We start from the raw sequence: 18,125 nt of genomic DNA on the forward strand, positions 1-18,125 counted from the left end.
TTTATGACTCATTAGCTGAGAGAAGAAGCTCGTAGCCGCGTTGCGCTTTACTTTTCTCTCCAGCTTGTAATTCAAAGTGTTGGTGCAATAAATCAGCAAAATATGTAAGCGTTTCTTCACTTCCTTGCTTCAACTCTAATTCGAGCTCGCTGATAGACTCTTGCTTGCCGCCCGCGTGAATTTTCCCTTCGTCGATCGACACTTCTATTTGCGTTCCGTCTTTTTCAAAAAGCCAATAACGTCGGTCGAATGACACCTCAAACTGCAGCTGCAACCGAGCTGTGACAGCTTTTGTTTCAAAGTTTGCAGGCCAGATGTCTGCCGGGAATTGCTCTAAGTCGGGAACGGCTTGCGTTGCTGGCACATTAAATTCAGGGCGCTGGCTCATTGCCCCATCGACCACACCAGCAAGCTTTACAGTTTGCTCTGCCCCACCAGGCCACCGGCGAATTCTCAGACCTATACGGTGTTTATTTAACAAACCTTCCGGGGTATCGAAATATAGATTCTCTAAATGCTTCTGACCTACAAACATGGCGTTGTCGTCTAGCCAGGCAGCTGTTTTTACGAGCTGTTCTGGCATCAAAACATATTTCAATTCAATTTCAATACTTTGTGTATTCGACATGGTCTGTTCCTTAAGACATTCAGGCTAACATTTTGAGCACTCAACCTAGCTGGGGTCAAGAAAACTATTAGTTCGGGAAAAAAGTTTAGAAAAACCTGCTTTCTTTCCTTTACGCGACGCAAATTCTTCTTATACTGGCGCCATGTCCATAAGCTCAATTTTGCAGCGCTGGTTTTGGACACTGTTTACTAGGAGCAGCAATGTTTAAGGCAAGTCAGGTTTTAAAGCAGCGGTTTGAACCCGCTCAGTTAGAAGAGCTCTGGAAAGCCATCTCAGACAACTACATTGTGGATGAAAACGAGTACTTAAAAGAACTCCTCACCTTGGTCGAAGACGACCAAGAGACCATTAAAAAGGTCAACGAAAGTGCCATGGGTCTTATATCTCGCGTTCGTGAGAAAGCCGATGGTGGAGAGAGTGTCGACGCGTTTTTGCAGCAGTACAGTTTAGATACCCAAGAAGGTATTGTTCTTATGTGTTTGGCTGAGGCCTTACTGAGAATACCTGACAGTTTTACTGCTGACGCCCTAATCAAAGACAAACTCGGATTAGGCGAATGGCAAGACTATAAACGCAAGTCAGAATCTGTGTTGGTGAACACAGGTACATTTGCGCTCAACCTTGCCAACAAGGTCATAAACCCAGCGGGTCGCGAAGAACTAAAACCTATCAATTACTTCCGCCGCATGGTGCGCCGTTTAGGTTTACCGGTTGTGCGCAAAGCCACGTACGCTGCAATGCAGCTTATGGGTAAGCAGTTCGTACTTGGGCGCACTATTGAAGAAGCTTTGAAAAACAGTCGTGAGAAGCGTGATTTAGGTTATACCCATGCTTACGACATGCTAGGCGAAGCTGCGTTAACAATGAAAGACGCAGACCGTTTCCGCCAAGCTTACGTGGACTCTATTAATAAAGTAGCAGCAGAGAACTTTAATCGCCCAGACGTTCCTCGTCCGACTATTTCCATCAAGCTTTCTGCGTTACACCCGCGCTACGAAGTTGCAAACCACGACCGCGTATTAAGCGAACTAGCAACCACATTAACTGAGCTTATAACGCTAGCTAAGAATGCCGACGTGGGCGTAACCATCGACGCAGAGGAAATGGACCGTTTAGAGCTTTCTCTTGAGTTATTCGAGAAAGTCTACCGCAGCGGCGTGTGTAAAGGCTGGCCGCGGTTTGGGCTCGTTGTACAAGCATACTCTAAACGCGCCCTACCCGTTTTATGTTGGATTAACGCGCTTGCCAAAGAGTGCGGCGACGAAATTCCGGTAAGGCTCGTGAAAGGCGCTTACTGGGACACAGAAATAAAGTGGTCTCAACAGTTAGGTCTTACGGGTTACCCTGTTTTTACTCGAAAAGCGAGTACAGACGTTTCCTACCTAGCTTGTGCGCGTTACCTGCTTAGTGAAGACACTGAAGGCAATGTGTTCCCTCAGTTCGCAACGCACAATGCGCATACGATATGTGCCATTAAAGAAATGTCTCCTAACGGTCATTACGAGTTCCAGCGCCTGCATGGCATGGGTAAAGACCTATACGATCAAGTTATTGAAGAAGAAGGTCGTAACGTGCGCATTTACGCACCGGTTGGAGCGCACAAAGACCTACTACCGTACTTAGTTCGCAGGCTTTTAGAAAACGGCGCGAACAGTTCTTTTGTGCATAAATTGCTAGACCCAAGTGTTCCTGTTGAATCACTTGCTGAACACCCGCTTGCATTGCTGAAGCAGCGGGAGCAATTAGCCAACGACAAAATTCCACTGCCAACGCAAATTTTTGGCGATAGAAAGAATTCACTGGGGTTAAATATGAATATCCACTCTCAAGGCGACCAATTCTTTGAAAAAGTAAGAAGCTACCGTAATAACCAGTGGCAAGGCGGCCCAGTAGTTGGCGGTGAACTTGTTAATGCAGCGCAACGCGTTGGTGTGGTGTGTCCGCAAGAAAGCACGCACCAAGTCGGTACCATTGGTTGGGCAGACGCTGAGCTCGCAGAAAAAGCTCTAGAAATTGCCAACAATGCGTTTCCTGCTTGGACACGCCGCTCTGCAGACGATCGTGCCCAGATGCTAGAAAAGCTGGCTGATTTGCTTGAAGAAAACCTACACGAGCTTATCGCTCTGTGTACGTTAGAAGCGGGTAAAACCCTACAAGACGGTATCGACGAAGTACGTGAAGCTGTCGACTTCTGTCGCTATTACGCCATTCAAACGCGTAAGCTTATGGGTGAAGGTGAGAAGCTTCCAGGCCCGACAGGTGAAACCAACGAGTTATTCGTACAAGGCCGCGGCACATTTATTTGTATTAGTCCGTGGAACTTCCCTCTCGCTATCTTTATCGGTCAAGTTGCTGCTGCCCTTGCAACGGGTAACTGCGTTATCGCAAAACCGGCAGAGCAGACCGGTTTGATTGCATTTAGAGCAGTTCAATTAGCTCATGAAGCCGGCATTCCAGGCGATGTGCTTCACTTCTTGCCTGGTGCTGGTGCTGAGATTGGCTCGACCTTAACCAGCCAAGAGAACATTGGTGGCGTATGCTTTACCGGTTCAACCAATACCGCACAAGCTATTAACCGTGCGTTAGCTGCTCGCACCAGCTCAATTGTGCCGCTTATTGCAGAAACCGGTGGGCAAAATGCAATGCTTATCGACTCTACAGCATTGCCTGAGCAGTCAGTTACAGACATCGTTGCCAGCGCATTTAAGAGCGCAGGTCAGCGTTGCTCTGCATTACGTGTACTTTATGTTCAAGACGACGTTGCCGATCGCATTATCGACTTACTGCAAGGCACGATGAAAGAACTACTCGTTGGCGACCCCATGGACCACAAAACAGACGTGGGTCCTGTGATTGACGGTATTGCAAAGACCAACTTAGAGCAGCACGTTATCGATATTCGCCACACCGGTAAGATTATTGGCGAAGCTCCAATGCCTGATTACACGCTAGGCGGCACTTATGTGACTCCTACAGCAATTGAAATTAAGAGCATTTCGCAGTTGGTGCGTGAAAACTTTGGTCCAATTCTTCATGTAATTCGCTTTAAGCGAGAAGAGCTTGATCAAGTGATCGACGACATCAACAACACAGGCTTTGGTCTTACATTTGGTATTCATAGCCGCAATGAGTCATTTGCGTATGACGTAGCCAAACGCATTAATGTGGGTAACGTGTATATTAACCGTAACCAAATTGGCGCAGTGGTGGGTGTGCAGCCATTTGGTGGCCAAGGACTTTCAGGTACAGGTCCAAAAGCTGGTGGTCCACACTACCTATATGCATTCATGACCGAAAAAACCTTTACGGACAACATCACCGCAGTGGGAGGAAATGCTACACTTCTCTCTTTAGGTGATTAACACGCATGCCATCATTATTTGATCGTCGCCGAGGATTTAAACCGAAAAATCCTCGGTCGGCGAGAATTTCACAAGCACAAAAGACCGAACCTACTTCTAATATATTCAGCGCTCGCATTGAGAAACTGAGTCACGATGGCCGTGGTGTAACTCACCATGACAATGGCAAAGTCGTTTTTGTCGAGTATGCGTTGCCTGGCGAAGTGGTAAAAGCACGTATTACACAGTCTCATGATCGATTTAGCGAAGCGGTAATTAAGACTGTGGAGCATGCATCTGAAGAACGGCAGACTCCGCCTTGCCCATACTTTGGCGAGTGCGGTGGTTGTCAGCTTCAGCATTTGAGCTATCAAAAGCAAGTTAAGTTTAAGCAACAGCAAGTTGAAGAACTCATTCATAAAAATCTAAAAGACATAGAGCTACCATGGCAGCAACCTGTCGCTCATGAGCGTTATCAATATGGTTACAGGCGTCGAATTCGTCTTGCCATAGCGCCACGTGAACGCTCAGCAGGCTTTCGCGCCCACCAGTCTAAAGCCATCATAAAAATTGAGCAGTGTAATGTGGCAGAGAAGCCTATTAGCGACCTTTTAAAGCCATTACAAAGCTTTTTATCCGATTACCCCAGTATCAAGTATTTAGGTCATATAGAGCTGTTACTCGACGAAACAAACGGCGACAGGGTTGTGGCACTGGTCAGGGTGACAAAGCCACTCACCGAAGCCCAACATGATGCATGGTTAAAGTTTCAACAGCAGCATAACCTGCGGGTGATTATTCAAGACAACCCAGTAGATAAGCCGGAACGGTTCTCTGAACTTAATGACGACAATGGCCAGCTTCCGGTATTCGGCTACAGAGTTGCCAACGATACGCTGTATTACGGCCCCAATGAGTTTATCCAAATAAATCGACACATTAATGCTCGAATGCTTGAAACCGTAACCAATTGGCTGGCTCTTGAGGGGCATGAACGTATTCTTGAGCTATTTGCAGGATTCGGTAACTTCAGCGCACAACTTGGTCGTGCAAGTCACTCCGTTTTGGCGGTTGAAGGTGCAAAGGCGCAAGTTGAACGTGGTACAGCTAACATGAAAGCGCTGGGTATTAACAATGTGCAATTCCAAGAAGCAGATCTTAGTGAGCTAAGCACAGCGCAACGACTTCTTGGTGAGCAATTTGATGTGCTTGTACTCGATCCGCCTAGGGCTGGAGCGGAAGAGGTGTGTAAGCAAAAAATAGCAGCCGACAAGATTCTTTATGTTTCCTGTAGTCCAGTTTCGTTGGCTCGAGACTTATCTTTATTGCTACAACAGAATTTCACTATAGAAAAAATATCTATTTTAGATATGTTTGCACAAACATCGCACGCTGAAACCGTCGTGTTGCTGAAAAAGAGTGGAAATAAGCCATAAAAAGATTAGGCTTAAAGTAAGGTTAACAGGAGTAAACACTATGGATTCGAAATTTAGGGACAGTTTATTTTCAGTTGGGGTGCTATTTAGCGCAGCTACGTTGCTATACGCCCTACCCGCTTATGCACAGTCGAACGTGCACCAGAAGACCTTACCTAAAAACGTTTACGTGGCTTTTGAAAACGTATTTTTTGGTACAGACGACTTACAATTAGAACCTTGGTTAGCCTCTGAATATACGCTTGCTCAGCACACTCGGGTAGGTGATGTTCTAGAGGAGTCGCGCAGTATTACGAGAGACAAAGTGTTGTTTAACATGGAGCAGGCAAACACGAATACGGAAAGTAATAGGGTAAACCCAGAACAAGTGGAAATAATTGAACGCACTGCAAATGGTTTTTGCGTGTCTGCCGAAGTTTCTGGTGAAGCGTTAATGCTTGGACAGCCTTTACAGGAACATTCCACCCGAAACGCCTGCTTTGAATGGCGAGACGCCCGTTGGCAAGTGACCAAGCACGAAATGACCAACGTATACGAATTACCGAACCGCTAATTGAATACTTTGTCTTTGTGAGACGCTAAGGAAATCCAGGCTACACAAGCCATAAAAATCAACGCAAATTGGTAGATAATCGCGTAATTCATGACGGCAAAAATATCGACAAACAATGCCGTAAAGAAGCTCAATACGATGAGCATAATACCGGTCGCAAAAGCGGGATCTGACTTCACAGTCCAAACCAACGGTATCGCCACCAAGAAAATCAACAATGCAACCGAAGACGATCCGGTCCATTTAGTTAAAGCCATAGTTGTTGCCAGTAACACTATGGCTAACATCACTTTTAAGAAAACACTTTGAGGATCAACCATAGGGCTTCGAGCAGCCCCGATATTTAGGTGCTCCCTAAATTCATTCTGATCACTGCTTATCAGGGCTAGTACTACAGGAGCAAGCACCAATACACCTGCAAGGTCACCTACCCACCAAGGCATTAATACCTCTGCGAAACTCTCAACAACGAGAGCGTCGCTTAATATTAAGGCGTGAATACCCAAAAAAGAGGTCAGTAAAGTAGCCACCGAACCAATAATTAGAAACCACAACACTTTAAAAACTAAATTTGTTGCTGCGGTGAAACGAAAAACCCACTTCAAAATGTAAGCTGCAATTCCATAAGAGCCTACGTGCGCAATTGAAAAGTAGAGAGAGCCTATTAAGGTTTCTGTAAGGCTTTGCTGGCTTCCGTATAAGAGGTTAGCCAAAATTCCGGTGATAAATATAGATACAACTATTCCAGGAATAGCACGCAAACCGAAAGCAAATAGGAAAGCAAATGAAAGGCCCGCTGGAGGGAACCAAATACTAGCATGGGGAGCATACTCCATGAGCATCGCGACCGCCCATAGCGCTAACCAAGCTATGAAGATAACAAAACTGAGCCCAACACTACCGAGCTTACTGAGGGATATTACGCTTTCTTGTTGTTCCATTTATAGTTTTTTTAGTTTTGATTGGAAACAGTTACCGATAATGCCTTTTTTAGGCACTTCGTGCAACGTCCGAGAGAACCTTTACAAAAAGGCCAACCTGTCAGGTTGGCCTTTGCTATGAAAGTTCTTCTAGAATTCCTTTAGAATTCGTCTTGCGTGAAGCTAAAGAGATCCTCAGAACCCGCTTCTATGGTTGGCATTAAGCCATATACCCGAGGCAATATTTTCGCGAAGTAGAATTTCGCAGTTTTCACTTTGCCTTGAATAAAGCTCGCCGACATCGATGATGACTCGGCTGCGCGCGCCATTTTCAGCCACATAAACCCGTAAGTTACATAACCTAATAAGTGTAAGTACTCGACCGCGACACTGTTGATAATGTTTTCATCAGTTGCCACTTGGCCTAACACTTCGCCGGTAATACGCTCTAGTTCACCCACTAAAATTTGCATTTCTTCGTACTGAGTCGTCCAGTCTCCTGCGTCTTCAGCAAGGAATTCGCGCATTTCAGCAATCAAAGGTTCTAGCAACTTGCCACGGCTACCCGCTACTTTACGACCTAATAGATCAAGCGCCTGAATACCGTTTGTACCTTCATAAATTTGTGCGATACGGCAGTCACGAACCCACTGTTCTTGACCCCACTCGCGAACATAACCATGTCCGCCAAGTATTTGCTGACCGTGTACTGTAGCTTCAAGGCCTGTATCGGTCATAAATGCTTTGGCTACTGGCGTAAGCAGTTGCACTAAAGCTTCTGCTTTTTGGCGTTCTTCGTCATTTTCAGCATACTTCGCGCGGTCTAGCTGATGACCTACATAGGTAGAGAATGCCCGGCCACCTTCAGTTAATGACTTCATCGTTAGCAACATGCGACGAATATCACCATGCACCAACAACAAATCCGCATTCGAGTTTTCGTCTCGTGTAGCTTTCGCACCACGTCCCTGACGTCTGTCGGTAGCGTAATCCAGTGCCGTGCAATATGAACGCGCTGCGGCACCCAAGCCTTGAATACCGACACCTAGCCTTTCATAGTTCATCATGGTGAACATGGCAGCTAGACCACGATGAGGTTCACCCACTAACCAACCTTTTGCGCCGTCAAAATTCATAACGCAAGTTGCTGAAGCGTGGATACCCATTTTATGTTCTGTAGAGCCAGCAACTGCGGCATTACGGTCACCTAAGCTACCGTCCTCGTTCACTAGGAACTTCGGAACAACAAACAAAGAGATACCTTTAGTACCTTCAGGGGCGTCTGGAAGCTTAGCTAACACTAAATGAACGATGTTCTCTGCTAAGTCATGCTCGCCACCAGTAATGAAGATTTTGGTACCCGTAATAGAGAAACTACCGTCTTGCTGGGGTTCTGCTTTTGAGCGAATAATGCCTAAATCTGTACCTGCATGTGGTTCTGTTAGGCACATGGTGCCTGTCCACTCACCCGCAGCTAGGCGCGGTAAATAAGTTTCCTTGAGTGCGTCTGAGCCATGCAGATCAAGAGTCATAATGGCGCCAGCTGTTAGGCCAGAATACAAGCTGAAAGAAATATCAGCAGCACACATCATTTCTTCATATTGCGCCGACAATACTTTGGGAAGACCCATTCCACCGAAGTCTGGATTTGCAGTAACGCCAACCCAACCACCGCTCGCTAGTTCAGCGAATTGTTCTTTATAGCCTTTTGGCGTAGTCACAACGCCATCTTCAAAGTGAATGCCTTCTTCATCCGCCGCACGCGCGTTTGGTGCAATAAGATTCTCGGTAAGCTTTGCAGCTTCATCGAGGATGGCTTTTGCAGTGTCTGCGTCCATCATTTCGGCTAGTGCTGGCATGTTTTCCCAATCTTTCGCGACCGCGAATACATCGTCCAGCAAGAAATTCATGTCATCAATTGCAGCTTTATAATCAGCCATTATGTCCTCCAAATTTAGTACCGCTGTAACCTAAATTACATAGTTTTCAAACAGGCGTTTAATTTAGCGACATCATCGCAAAGCTTTTTGCCCTTAGCAAGGGGAAATATAGCTCATCTAGCGAAGGTTGATATTTTCTAGGGCTTCTAGACGAAACATCAAGCCATTGAACTCGACAATGGAATAGCTGGGCTGGATAGACACCACGCGGATACCATTCATGGCATCACCTTCTCTCATTCTTTGCTGGTTCAGTTCGATAAACCTCTCTCGAGCAAAGCTGTGATAAACGTGAGCGTCGTAACTCATTTGGGGCATGCTAGAGCGAATAGAGGTTGGGACTTGGTTTAAGTTAGGTAATGTATCCGCGTCTTGGTTAACTAACCTAGTCTCGGGCTCAACCGCGCGCTCGGTCTGTTCTTCAGCCACTTCTCTGTAGTCGCTCTCTACCGGAGGAGTACTTCTTACCGCGTCTTCAAAAAGTAGTTGTAGCGCTTCAGAAATATCTTCGCTAGCCACTTCATCGACTTGTTCAGCAGTCACTCTGCGCCCTTGCTCACTTTCACCTATCTCTCTTTCTGTTGAAGGTTGAGCCACGCTAACAGCTTCAGGCCAATTTAACTGTTGCTCAGGAATAACTATGTCGCGAAGACCCAGTTCACTACTTGGAAATAATACTCTAGCTTGACTGTCTTCTGAGCCCGTTGAGCTGTCTTGGAGTAAAAGGGCTGTAGGTGCAAATACCAAATCACGGTTAAGACTTGGTCTAGCTATATCAGAAGACTTACTGCTCATAAGTGCTAATAGCCACGAATCATCATCGGTTTTTTGAATTAATCTTGTTTGTAGCCATTCGCGCTTCACTTCAATGCTTGCGCTTTGTATTGAAAAGGGTATTAGACTAGCCGACGACTGTTCAACCCAACTGCGCCAGTCATCATTGTTAGCGTTCAAGTCGGGTACGTGATAAAAGGCAAGCACTTCGCCCGTAAACAAGCTTTGTAACTGCGCTTGAGGCACTGTTTTCTCACCTTCCTCGTCGACGATGCGCCAGTTTTGGCCTTCGGCACGAACGATAAGTACGTAGTTTTGCTCACCCTGAGTTTTTGCGATAACGGGATAGTCTAAAGCCTTGATTTCCGCGAGAGTTAATTCTGCTTGTAGACAATAAACATAAACACTGACCAAAGACTCACAAAGGTTTGCGCCCACCACTTCATCTTCTAACTGCCAAACCTGCAACAAGCCTTGCAAAGCGTTATTTAAATCAGCGCCCATCACACGTAGTTCATTGCTTTGCACTTGCGGCTCTATGACAACGTCTGCTTCTTTTTCTTCTTGGCTAAAAGCCCAGTAAACAAAACTTAGGGTAAATACCAACGCTACTGTTAAAATCACAGTAAGCACTGGCCACCCCAAACTGTGGCTAGACGCTAACTCCGAGGGCAGTACATCCGTTGCTTCCTCAATACACTTCTTATCGACCTGCCCTTTGCTCTTGCCACACGCTACTTGCAATGCTCTGTCACACAGTAAATTAATAAGACGAGGCGTACCTTGGGTAAGTTTAAAAATACGGTGCCGTGCAGACTTGGTAAATAAAGCAGGGGATCCACCAACAGTAGAAAGTCGATGATCAATGTAAGCATTCACTTCACGTTCGGAAAACGGCATGAGTTGATAGCGAGCAACAACTCTTTGCGCCACTTGCCTTAAATCTGGACGCTGCAGTAACTCTTTTAACTCGGGTTGCCCAATAAGCACTACCGAGAGAAGTTTACGTGAATCAGTTTCTAAGTTTGTGAGTAAGCGAAGTTGTTCTAGTACAGTGGGAAGCAAATGCTGAGCTTCATCTATCACCACAACAGGATGTTTCCCATTATGCGCAGATTCTTGTAAAAAGTTAGCTATCGCGTCGGTAATCGACTTCACTGATTTCGGGTCATTATCGAGCGGAATGTTGAACCCTTCGGCAATGGCCATGAGCATTTCGAGCTCACCCAGTCGAGGGTTCAAAATAGAATTTATCTGAAGCTGCTCTTCTAACTCTGCAAAAACGGCACGTGAAATTGTGGTTTTTCCCAGGCCTACTTCACCTGTAAGTAAAAGAAACCCGCCACTTCCAGTGAGACCATGGCGCATGTGCGTTAAAGCTTCTCGGTGTCTGGGGCTTAGAAATAGGAAACTAGGATCCGGAGCGATTGAGAATGGTAGTTTTGAAAGTCCAAAATAGTCTAAGTACATGGCTCCGCCCTCTAGCAATATTCGGAAAACCTAGTTCAAAACACGCTAGTATTTGCTTTTTAGTGACTGAAAAGTAAAGATGTTGCCACGATTCTGACAGGAAAACACGTCAATGGAAATATATCTCGTTGGTGGAGCTGTACGCGACAAACTTCTTGGACTTGCTGTTAAAGAAAAAGACTATGTTGTTGTAGGTGCCACAGCCGATGAAATGTTGTCTCTTGGGTATAGCCAAGTTGGCAAAGACTTTCCTGTGTTTTTACACCCAGAGACTCACGAAGAATATGCTTTGGCTCGAACTGAGCGGAAGTCTGGTAGTGGATATACCGGGTTTGAATGCTTTGCCGAACCCAGCGTTACACTAGAAGAAGATCTGCTTCGCAGAGACCTAACCATTAATGCGTTGGCGCAAGATAGCGATGGTAACTTGATTGACCCCTACCATGGCCAACAAGACCTTGAAGCAAAACTATTGCGCCATGTCAGCCCGGCGTTTGTTGAAGACCCTTTGCGAGTGCTGAGGGTGGCTCGTTTTGCCGCTCGCTTTCACCACTTAGGCTTTCAAGTTGCAGAAGAAACCATGCAGCTTATGCAGCAAATTGTCGAACGTGGTGAAATTGAAGCTCTAACCCCTGAGCGCGTTTGGATGGAAATGAGAAAAGCCCTGTGTACACCACACCCTGCTGTTTTCTTTCAAATCTTATCGCGTTGCGGTGCATTAACCCGTGCTTTTGAAAAAGCTGCCGACACAGAAACCGCTTATCAATATTTATCTGAGGGACAGGATGGTACGCTTCAAACTCTGTCGGAAAAACATCGCATCGACCTACAATTTGCACTTTGGTACACAGGATGGGCCGCCAGTTCGAAAACAGTAACTTTGCAAAAGCTACCTCTGCCCAAAACCACCGAGCAGTTCGCGCAAGTGATAGTGCAGCATAAAGACTTCTTCAACGACAGCAATTTAACTCCAGAGCAATTGTTAGACTTTTTTCAGCGTATAGATGCCTGGCGTCAGCCTGAACGCTTAACATTATTGGAAATCGCGTTTAAACGCATAGAACCGAAGCATAGTTCGCTAATAGCAAGCGTCTTTGAAGCTATTCCCCAAATTGCCAAAATAGATGTTGCTGATGCGTTACAGCAAAGACTGAAAGGCCCACAAATAGGCGAATACGTATACCAGCAACGCCTAAGTAAGTTAGCCAGCTACTTTCCCAACTTCAATTAATTCTTGTAACGAGAATTCACGTAAAATAGTGTTTGGCTGTTCCTTTGCGTTGTATGCCTTCCATATATCAAGAAAGGTTACTTGCGTTTCTGGGTGCTGCAAATAAGGCGCGAGCTCAGATAAAGGCTTCAATACATACGCTTGTTCGGTAATTTCGGTGCGTGGCAGTTTAGGAATGCCTGGCTTTGCTGCTGTTATTTCTTTGCCATAAAGCAATATATCTATATCGAGCGTTTTAGAACTAAAACGCGGCGCTTTTTCTTCTCGTCCCAGCTGTACTTCAATGTCTTTACACAATTTCTGAACGTCTAGTAACGGTTTGTCGGTTTCTACGGCTACAACAAGATTAAAAAATGGAGGGCCTTCAAAACCAATGGCTTCGTTCTCATAAACTTTCGAAGCGCGAAGCTCGGAGAACTCCTTCTCTAATAGCTGTATAGCGGCTTTAATATTGTGTTCTCGGTTTATATTTGAACCTAAGCCAAGAAAAACAGGAATCATGCGCTAACAACTCCACGCGTAATTGTTACACTTACGTACTCAGCTTCAGCCACAGCTGTTGGTTTTTTCACGCAAATCGTCATACCGCGTACGTTGAAACGTTCCATAATATGCTTCGCCACGTCTTCGGCAACCGTTTCAATTAGGCCCCACGCACTGCCCTGTAGAAGAGTTCGTACACTTTCACTCACCGCAGCGTAGTCTAGCGCGTCGTATATGTTTCCTGTGACAGCAGCTTCTTGGCAGGAGTGGTACATGTCGAGGTCGATCACTAAAGGCTGAAGAATCTCTTTCTCCCAATCTAAGATACCAATGGTGGTACTTACCTTCAGTCCTTTCACAGAAACAATATCCAAAATAACCTCTCATTCTTCTGGTCGGATAGCATTCAAGTGCAAATGCCTTTATGCTACCGAAAACTAATTAAAGCACCAAACACATGACACCAGCGTTTAGCCTTATAATGATCCTTAGTGCCTACCTACTTGGCTCTATAAGTAGTGCAGTACTGATCTGTAAAATATTCCAACTGGACGACCCTCGTTTACGCGGTTCAGGCAATCCTGGTGCAACCAATGTATATCGTATTGGCGGAGCTCTTCCTGCACTTCTAACGCTACTGATGGACGTTATGAAAGGTATGCTTCCTGTATGGTTTGCATACTATATGGGCTTACCACCGATCGTTTTAGGCGTTGTTGCGATCGCCGCATGTTTTGGGCATATCTATCCAATATTCTTCCATTTCAGAGGCGGAAAAGCAGTTGCTACAGCCCTTGGCGCAATGTTCCCCATCGCTACAGAAATGGCGCTCATGCTTATTGCCACATGGATTATTATTTTCGCTGTAAGCCGAGTAAGCTCTCTTGCGGCTCTAATAACGGTCTCGTTGGCTCCGCTATACGCATTTCTAGTTAAGCCACAGTACACCATTCCAGCTATTATGCTTACGGCCCTCATTATTTGGCGCCATCGCACCAACATTATTCGCCTCTGGAAAGGTGAAGAAACCGGCTTTCGTTAGACTCACATAGAAGCTTGCGGCTTGTTCAGTTCTACTAACGGCCAACGCGGACGAACTTTAACAGACAACCCCGACTGCTCCCCTGCATGTAAACGGTATGCACCAGCGTAAGCAATCATGGCACCGTTGTCGGTGCAAAACTCGTTTCGTGGATAGAACACTTCACCTTTAAGTTTTGTCATGGTTTCCGACAATGCTTCTCGCAATTTGGTATTGGCACTTACACCGCCAGCTACCACAAGACGCTTCATACCCGTTTGTTTTAAAGCTCTTCGACATTTAATAATAAGCGTATCGACTACAGCCTCTTGGAACGCATAAGCAATGTCTGCTTTCACTTGTTCGGTAAGCTCACCATGTTGCTGCTGAGCCTTTTGAATTGCGGTGGCTGCTGCTGTTTTTAATCCACTAAACGAAAACTGAAGCCCTGGGTTGTCGGTCATAGGCCTCGGAAACTGATAAACGCCAGGCTTACCTTGTTCTGCTAAAGCAGCCAGTCGAGGACCGCCTGGGTAATCTAAACCTAAAAGCTTGGCTGTTTTGTCGAAAGCCTCTCCGGCAGCGTCGTCGACCGACTCTCCCAATAATTCGTATTCACCTACACCTTTCACCGAAACTAATTGGCTGTGGCCACCGGAAACTAATAGCGCTACAAATGGAAACTCTGGTTGCTTGTCTTCTAACATGGGCGCCAGCAAATGACCTTCCATGTGGTGTACACCCACAGCAGGAACATTCCAACCAAACGCAATGCTTCGACCTATGCAAGCACCCACTAACAAAGCACCGATTAAGCCAGGGCCTGACGTGTAGGCCACTCCGTCAATATCTTCAGAGGTTAGGTTCGCGGCAGTCAATGCGCGTTGAATTAGCGGTAATGCCTTTCTTACATGATCACGAGAGGCAAGTTCGGGCACTACACCGCCGTAGTCGGCATGCAACTTCACTTGGCTGTATAGCTCGTGTGCCAACAAACCTTTTTCGGTGTCGTAAATTGCTATTCCTGTCTCGTCACAAGACGTTTCAATACCCAGAACTCGCATCGGCTTCTCTCATACCACTTAAAAACGGCGCTAGTTTACCGCTTTTTTCACGCCGCTTCACGACACTTTTAGCGCCCTACCTGCTCCATCAATGAACGCGTAGCTTTGGTAGAAACAGTTCCCGAGTCGAGAAGCTTGTTTAATGCTTGTTCCATGGTTTGCATGCCTAACGAGGCGCCGGTTTGAATAGCGGAATACATTTGTGCAATTTTGTCTTCGCGAATTAAATTTTTAATGGCTGGTGTTGCCAACATTATTTCATGTGCCGCAACGCGCCCACCGCCCTCTTTCTTAACGAGCAACTGCGAAATAACAGCGCGTAATGATTCTGACAACATCGAACGCACCATCGCCTTTTCTTCACCCGGGAAAACGTCAACAATGCGGTCTATGGTTTTCGGCGCAGAAGTTGTGTGCAGCGTGCCAAAAACCAAGTGCCCGGTTTCAGCCGCGGTTAACGCCAAGCGAATGGTTTCTAAATCACGTAGTTCACCGACCAAAATTACATCCGGGTCTTCACGAAGAGCCGCTCGCAACGCGCTGTTGAAGCTTTTTGTGTCGCGGTGTACTTCTCTTTGGTTAATTAAGCTTTGCTTACTTTCATGAACGAACTCTATGGGGTCTTCAATAGTAAGAATATGGTGCGGGTAAGTTTCATTAATATGATCCACCATTGCCGCTAATGTCGTCGACTTCCCTGAACCCGTTGGTCCAGTCACTAACACCAAACCACGCGGATAGTCTGCAATGCGCTTCAGAATCTCTGGCGCATTGAGTTGCTCTAACGTTAACACCTCGCTCGGGATGGTACGGAACACTGCTGCAACACCATGCCTTTGCATAAAAGCGTTTACACGAAAACGAGCAACGTTCTCAATTTCAAAGGAGAAGTCCGCCTCCAAATTGTCTTTAAACGACTCACGTTGCTCTTCAGACATAATGCTATGCACCATATCTAGCACATCTCGCTGCGATAAAACGTCTGTGGTAATCTTACGTATGTCTCCGTCAATACGGACACTTGCAGGTGTACCTGCAGAGATATGAAGGTCAGACGCACCGTCACGAACACATTGACCGAGTAATTCCTGTAAGTTCATAAAAGTCTCTAGAGCTTTGAAAAGATGTCGAATATAGCAACCATAGCAGAACATTTAGAGAAAGTTCGAGCGCGAATTAATCAAGCCGCGCAAAATGCCCAGCGTAATCCGAGCGACATTCGTTTGCTTGCGGTGAGTAAAACCAAGCCTGCATCAGACATTGAAGCTGCTTATGAAAGCCAGCAGCGTGCTTTTGGTGAAAATTACGTGCAAGAAGGTGCGGATAAAGTTGCGCAATTGTCCGCTTTAAATGACATTGAGTGGCACTTTATTGGCCCTTTGCAGTCCAACAAAACACGCATTGTGGCAGAGTCATTCGACTGGGTTCAAAGTATAGACAGGCTAAAAATTGCACGGCGACTAAACGAACAACGCCCGCCGGAAAGTGAGCCATTACAAGTGCTGATTCAAGTAAATATTGACGACGAGAGCTCTAAGTCAGGAGTGAAAGCAGAGGACGTTCTGCAGTTCGCAAACGACATGCGCGAATTCAAGAGCTTGAATTTAAGAGGTTTAATGGCGATTCCGAAAGCAAATCCTTCAGAACAAGAGCAAGAGCGAACGCTGAGTTCCTTGCACAAACTGTTCGAGGAACTTAAGCAACATTTTCCTCAAGTTGATACACTGTCTGTAGGAATGAGCTCGGACTTAGAAGCCGCAATTTTACATGGCTCTACCATGGTACGCGTCGGCACCGATATTTTTGGCGCGCGTAACTCTTAGTTAGATTATTGATAAAAGGCTTTAAGGCCCAGTTAAGTTACACATTCACAAAGAACGAATAAGGATTAAAACATGGCGACGCAACAGCAGCGCACAATTGGTTTTATTGGAGCAGGAAACATGCCACGCAGCATTATTGGTGGAATGATTAAAGGAGGCTTTCCTGCCAGCAACATTTGGGCAAGTAACCGCAGCCGCCCAAAATTAGATGACTTGGAAAAAGACTTCGGTATTCAAACCACGCAAGACAACAACGAACTCGTTGATGCTTGTGACGTAATTGTAATGTCGGTAAAGCCACAAATGATGAAAGACGTTTGTGCTGACCTTAAAGCAAATGCAAAAGGTTTCGACGGTAAACTAGTTACTACCGTTGCCGCTGGTATTCCTATTGAAAAGTATTACACCTATCTTGGTGACGACATCAAGGTTATCCGCATTATGCCTAACACCCCATCTTTAGTGGGGAAAGGCGTTTCTGGCTTGGTTGCCGACTCTCGCGTAACCGAAGACGACAAAGCGTTTATTGATACTGTATTTGGTTATGTTGGCATTACCATTTGGCTTGAGGAAGAAGCCAGTATAGACGTACTCGGTGCGGTAGCAGGCAGTGGTCCAGCTTATTTCTTCGAATTTATGCACGGCTTGCAAGCTGCTGCACAGAAGCTTGGTTTTGACGAAGAAACCGCCCGTGCAATGGTACAACAAACTTGTTTAGGAGCCGCTGAAATGGCTTCTGAAAGCGAGTTGAGCTTAGTAGAGTTACGTAAACAAGTCACCAGTAAAGGTGGCTCTACCGCAAAAGGTGTCGAGGCATACCAAGACAATGACTTGAACGGTATTTCCGAAAAGGCAGTTCGAGCAGCAGTTGCTCGTAACCAAGAAATGGCTAAATTGTTTTAAGGGTAAACCTATGAATAATGCTTTTGAATTCCTCATTTCTACTGCATTCAGTCTTTACACCGCAGCCCTTATTTTGCGCGTGTGGATGCAACTTGTGCAGGCAAATTATTTTTCACCTGTTGCAGAAATGATTAGAAAAGTAACAAACCCTGTAGTACAGCCCCTTCGAAAGGTAATACCTAACGCGGGGAAGATAGACATCGCAGGCATACTTCTAACTGTAGGCTTCACCGTGTTGCACTACTTCGTCATCATGCAAATACGCGGTGTTTCTGCACCAGCGCTCGACTTAGTTTTGTTTTCACTACAGCAGCTATTGCTTCAAGTGCTTTCTCTGATGTTCTGGATACTTATTGTTCGCGCGATTATGAGCTGGTTCTCGAATGGCTCTAATCCATTAGAATATGTGTTAATGGAACTTACCGAGCCGATGCTTAGGCCGATACGCCGCGTATTACCCCCGATGGGCGGACTAGACCTGTCGGTACTTATACTGATCGTCGCTATTCAATTCTTTAGAATTGCGTTGCAATAAGAG

16 protein-coding genes are annotated in these 18,125 nt (G+C 45.9%); 8 read left to right on the forward strand and 8 right to left on the reverse strand.

Annotated features, from left to right (window positions below; translation table 11 throughout):
• Position 1: 1 nt before the first annotated feature.
• Positions 2-628: an inorganic triphosphatase gene (locus DQX04_RS04835; RefSeq protein WP_111914734.1), complete on the reverse strand. Its 627-nt coding sequence runs from the start codon at positions 626-628 to the stop codon at positions 2-4.
• Positions 629-828: 200 nt separating this feature from the next.
• On the opposite strand from DQX04_RS04835, the gene putA reads away from it, so the two are divergent.
• From putA to DQX04_RS04850, 3 genes are read left to right on the forward strand one after another with little or no spacing between them, the layout of a single operon-like run.
• Entirely contained in the window at positions 829-3,990 is a 3,162-nt protein-coding gene (gene putA, locus DQX04_RS04840) for a bifunctional proline dehydrogenase/L-glutamate gamma-semialdehyde dehydrogenase PutA (RefSeq protein ID WP_111914735.1), read from the forward strand.
• Positions 3,991-3,995: 5 nt separating this feature from the next.
• A complete protein-coding gene (gene rlmD, locus DQX04_RS04845) occupies positions 3,996-5,405 on the forward strand; it encodes a 23S rRNA (uracil(1939)-C(5))-methyltransferase RlmD (RefSeq protein ID WP_111914736.1) in 1,410 nt (469 codons plus the stop codon).
• Positions 5,406-5,445: 40 nt separating this feature from the next.
• A complete protein-coding gene (locus DQX04_RS04850; RefSeq protein ID WP_111914737.1) occupies positions 5,446-5,958 on the forward strand; it encodes a hypothetical protein in 513 nt (170 codons plus the stop codon).
• Here the strand turns inward: DQX04_RS04850 and DQX04_RS04855 are convergent.
• The 3 genes from DQX04_RS04855 to DQX04_RS04865 all read right to left on the reverse strand — a co-directional run bounded on the left by DQX04_RS04855 (position 5,955) and on the right by DQX04_RS04865 (position 11,062).
• A complete protein-coding gene (locus DQX04_RS04855) occupies positions 5,955-6,899 on the reverse strand; it encodes an MASE1 domain-containing protein (RefSeq protein WP_111914738.1) in 945 nt (314 codons plus the stop codon). The two genes, DQX04_RS04850 and DQX04_RS04855, sit on opposite strands and share 4 nt — an antisense overlap.
• Before the next feature lie 140 nt (positions 6,900-7,039).
• Positions 7,040-8,818 (reverse strand): acyl-CoA dehydrogenase C-terminal domain-containing protein, encoded by a 1,779-nt coding sequence (locus DQX04_RS04860; RefSeq protein WP_111914739.1) that lies wholly within the window; start codon positions 8,816-8,818, stop codon positions 7,040-7,042.
• 117 nt (positions 8,819-8,935) lie between these two features.
• The gene (locus DQX04_RS04865; RefSeq protein ID WP_111914740.1) at positions 8,936-11,062 is read right to left on the reverse strand and encodes an AAA family ATPase; all 2,127 of its coding nucleotides are present in this window, start codon (positions 11,060-11,062) and stop codon (positions 8,936-8,938) included.
• Positions 11,063-11,174: 112 nt separating this feature from the next.
• On the opposite strand from DQX04_RS04865, the gene DQX04_RS04870 reads away from it, so the two are divergent.
• On the forward strand, positions 11,175-12,293 hold the full coding sequence (locus DQX04_RS04870) for a hypothetical protein (RefSeq protein WP_111914741.1): 1,119 nt from the start codon (positions 11,175-11,177) through the stop codon (positions 12,291-12,293).
• Here the strand turns inward: DQX04_RS04870 and folK are convergent.
• The gene (gene folK / locus DQX04_RS04875) at positions 12,264-12,794 is read right to left on the reverse strand and encodes a 2-amino-4-hydroxy-6-hydroxymethyldihydropteridine diphosphokinase (RefSeq protein WP_111914742.1); all 531 of its coding nucleotides are present in this window, start codon (positions 12,792-12,794) and stop codon (positions 12,264-12,266) included. The two genes, DQX04_RS04870 and folK, sit on opposite strands and share 30 nt — an antisense overlap.
• Positions 12,791-13,150, reverse strand: a complete 360-nt coding sequence (folB, locus tag DQX04_RS04880; protein ID WP_207916183.1) for a dihydroneopterin aldolase — start codon at positions 13,148-13,150, stop codon at positions 12,791-12,793. Before folB ends, folK begins: the two co-directional genes overlap by 4 nt.
• Positions 13,151-13,233: 83 nt before the next feature.
• Here folB and plsY point away from each other — a divergent pair, with 83 nt between their 5' ends.
• Positions 13,234-13,818: a glycerol-3-phosphate 1-O-acyltransferase PlsY gene (plsY, locus tag DQX04_RS04885; protein WP_111914744.1), complete on the forward strand. Its 585-nt coding sequence runs from the start codon at positions 13,234-13,236 to the stop codon at positions 13,816-13,818.
• Positions 13,819-13,820: 2 nt separating this feature from the next.
• Here the strand turns inward: plsY and tsaD are convergent, their stop codons facing one another.
• Both tsaD and DQX04_RS04895 read right to left on the reverse strand, forming a co-directional pair.
• A complete protein-coding gene (gene tsaD / locus DQX04_RS04890) occupies positions 13,821-14,861 on the reverse strand; it encodes a tRNA (adenosine(37)-N6)-threonylcarbamoyltransferase complex transferase subunit TsaD (RefSeq protein ID WP_111914745.1) in 1,041 nt (346 codons plus the stop codon).
• 68 nt (positions 14,862-14,929) lie between these two features.
• Positions 14,930-15,961: a type IV pilus twitching motility protein PilT gene (locus DQX04_RS04895; protein ID WP_111914746.1), complete on the reverse strand. Its 1,032-nt coding sequence runs from the start codon at positions 15,959-15,961 to the stop codon at positions 14,930-14,932.
• Positions 15,962-15,994: 33 nt separating this feature from the next.
• On the opposite strand from DQX04_RS04895, the gene DQX04_RS04900 reads away from it, so the two are divergent.
• The 3 genes from DQX04_RS04900 (at position 15,995) to DQX04_RS04910 (ending at position 18,122) form a co-directional block, all read left to right on the forward strand.
• On the forward strand, positions 15,995-16,684 hold the full coding sequence (locus DQX04_RS04900; RefSeq protein ID WP_111914862.1) for a YggS family pyridoxal phosphate-dependent enzyme: 690 nt from the start codon (positions 15,995-15,997) through the stop codon (positions 16,682-16,684).
• A gap of 72 nt (positions 16,685-16,756) precedes the next feature.
• Positions 16,757-17,587 (forward strand): pyrroline-5-carboxylate reductase, encoded by an 831-nt coding sequence (proC, locus tag DQX04_RS04905; RefSeq protein WP_111914747.1) that lies wholly within the window; start codon positions 16,757-16,759, stop codon positions 17,585-17,587.
• Positions 17,588-17,597: 10 nt separating this feature from the next.
• Complete coding sequence (locus tag DQX04_RS04910) at positions 17,598-18,122, forward strand: YggT family protein (RefSeq protein ID WP_111914748.1); 525 nt, start codon at positions 17,598-17,600, stop codon at positions 18,120-18,122.
• The last annotated feature ends 3 nt before the right edge of the window (positions 18,123-18,125 follow it).

Origin of the sequence: Aliidiomarina sp. B3213 (assembly GCF_003290085.1) — a bacterium.
Taxonomy (GTDB): Bacteria; Pseudomonadota; Gammaproteobacteria; order Enterobacterales; family Alteromonadaceae; genus Aliidiomarina.

Excerpts from the sequence above, each read along its gene's own strand:
- rlmD (WP_111914736.1), top strand. The coding sequence starts at position 3,996 with ATGCCATCATTATTTGATCGTCGCCGAGGATTTAAACCGAAAAATCCT.
- DQX04_RS04865 (WP_111914740.1), bottom strand. The coding sequence starts at position 11,062 with ATGTACTTAGACTATTTTGGACTTTCAAAACTACCATTCTCAATCGCT.
- DQX04_RS04895 (WP_111914746.1), bottom strand. The coding sequence starts at position 15,961 with ATGAACTTACAGGAATTACTCGGTCAATGTGTTCGTGACGGTGCGTCT.
- DQX04_RS04870 (WP_111914741.1), top strand. The coding sequence starts at position 11,175 with ATGGAAATATATCTCGTTGGTGGAGCTGTACGCGACAAACTTCTTGGA.
- DQX04_RS04850 (WP_111914737.1), top strand. The coding sequence starts at position 5,446 with ATGGATTCGAAATTTAGGGACAGTTTATTTTCAGTTGGGGTGCTATTT.
- DQX04_RS04860 (WP_111914739.1), bottom strand. The coding sequence starts at position 8,818 with ATGGCTGATTATAAAGCTGCAATTGATGACATGAATTTCTTGCTGGAC.
- folK (WP_111914742.1), bottom strand. The coding sequence starts at position 12,794 with ATGATTCCTGTTTTTCTTGGCTTAGGTTCAAATATAAACCGAGAACAC.
- putA (WP_111914735.1), top strand. The coding sequence starts at position 829 with ATGTTTAAGGCAAGTCAGGTTTTAAAGCAGCGGTTTGAACCCGCTCAG.
- DQX04_RS04835 (WP_111914734.1), bottom strand. The coding sequence starts at position 628 with ATGTCGAATACACAAAGTATTGAAATTGAATTGAAATATGTTTTGATG.
- DQX04_RS04910 (WP_111914748.1), top strand. The coding sequence starts at position 17,598 with ATGAATAATGCTTTTGAATTCCTCATTTCTACTGCATTCAGTCTTTAC.
- plsY (WP_111914744.1), top strand. The coding sequence starts at position 13,234 with ATGACACCAGCGTTTAGCCTTATAATGATCCTTAGTGCCTACCTACTT.
- DQX04_RS04855 (WP_111914738.1), bottom strand. The coding sequence starts at position 6,899 with ATGGAACAACAAGAAAGCGTAATATCCCTCAGTAAGCTCGGTAGTGTT.
- tsaD (WP_111914745.1), bottom strand. The coding sequence starts at position 14,861 with ATGCGAGTTCTGGGTATTGAAACGTCTTGTGACGAGACAGGAATAGCA.
- proC (WP_111914747.1), top strand. The coding sequence starts at position 16,757 with ATGGCGACGCAACAGCAGCGCACAATTGGTTTTATTGGAGCAGGAAAC.